At 48.3% G+C, this 1,500-nt stretch carries 1 protein-coding gene; it reads right to left on the reverse strand.

The features are described from left to right. Window positions 1-64: 64 nt before the first annotated feature. Window positions 65-1,372 (reverse strand): ISNCY family transposase, encoded by a 1,308-nt coding sequence (locus tag HBA55_RS37090; RefSeq protein ID WP_167001276.1) that lies wholly within the window; start codon window positions 1,370-1,372, stop codon window positions 65-67. Between the last annotated feature and the right edge of the window lie 128 nt (window positions 1,373-1,500).

Below are 1,500 nucleotides of genomic sequence, written 5' to 3' on the forward strand. Positions count from 1 at the left end.
TGTTAATGCAAGTTAGAAATGTCCTAACTGTCTGCAACTTAGAAATGTCCTGTATTTCAGAATGCTACTTTGCCTGTGTGACAGCTGGATTGCTCGGTCGTTCTCGCTGCGATTGTTGTTGGGCCCGCCTCGAAGGTGCTTTCTTACTGCGCTTTAATCCTTTCTCTTTCTGTTCTTCCTTGATGAAACTCAACACCGCACCAAGACGTTTGTTGGATACGATTGCCCCCTGATCGACCTGCCGAACCTTGTCGAAAATAGAGAAGGGGAGGGATTGCCCTTCGTAGCGGATATCTACCGTTCCGTCCGGATAATCATAGACTGTGACTTTCTTGCGCTTCAGTTCTACCGTCTGATCGTTGGGTTCGATCAAATAGGTTACCCGGTCGTACTGAATCGTTAGGCTATTGCTGACGGTTCGCGGCTCTTGCCAGGTGAATACATCCTCCATATCCTCGTGTTCGAGAAGTGGTCGATGCATGTTGATTAAGTTGTACGGTTCCTTCCCAAAACGCTTGTTAAAGGCCTCTAGAAACTCCGGTAAGAACTGATTGGCTTGATCAATGCCATCGATCCCCCTGAGCCTCAACTCCTTTACAAGGCGATCCTGAAGCGTTTTGTTCGCACGTTCAACACGGCCTTTTGCTTGAGAAGTGTTAGCGCAAATAATGTCTATATTGAGGTCGTTGAGTGCGCGACTAAACTGCGTCATATTGTTTCCGGTCGTCGCACCTTGCTTGTTTACCCGAAAAACACTGTGTTTATCACTGTAGAACGCCACTGGCTTGCCGTGTTTTTCCAGGTAACGCCTGGTGGACAAAAAGTAGTCGAACGTGGTTTCAGATTCGCAGAAACGAAGCTCCATCAGTCTGCCAGTCGCATCATCGATGTACACCAACAATGTGCATCTCAGGCCTCGATCTTCGAACCAGTGGTGATCGGATCCATCAATCTGTATGAGTTCACCATAGCGCTCACGTCTGTACCGTGGCTGATGAACCTTTTTCTTACGTTCCTTGCGCGTTAACCAGTGCCCATCGGCAATCAGCCATTTGCGAATGGTTTCTCGGGAAACTTGAATGCCATGCGCTTCCTGAAGTTTCTCGCAGATCAACGTCGGACCAAAATCGTGGTACTGAGATTTGACGAGCTTAAGAACACGCTTCCTGAGCGCTTCTGGATACGCTCGGTTGCTTGTACGACCGTAGTGTTTGGAAACCAACGCTTGAGCGCCTTGGTCGCTGTAGGCGCTATAAAGCCGTCTCACTTGACGATCACTGATGCCCAGCAATCTGGCGGCCTCTGATTGAGTTAATCGACGGTCTTTAACACGCTCCAGGATCGTGAGTCTGTCCAGTTGTTTCTGTCCCATAGTCAGCAAACTTCCCATCGAAAATGGCTCCTAATGCGTCGATCTGTCCGGTAAAGGGCCGAATATCATACGCAAAAGCGGACATTTCTAAATTGCTCAAATAGGACATTACTATATTGCGCCTACAA

The sequence above is a fragment of the Pseudomaricurvus alkylphenolicus genome (assembly GCF_011683955.1).
GTDB lineage: Bacteria > Pseudomonadota > Gammaproteobacteria > Pseudomonadales > Cellvibrionaceae > Pseudomaricurvus > Pseudomaricurvus alkylphenolicus.

Coding starts and splice junctions, on each gene's coding strand:
- HBA55_RS37090 (WP_167001276.1), bottom strand. CDS start 1,372: ATGGGACAGAAACAACTGGACAGACTCACGATCCTGGAGCGTGTTAAA.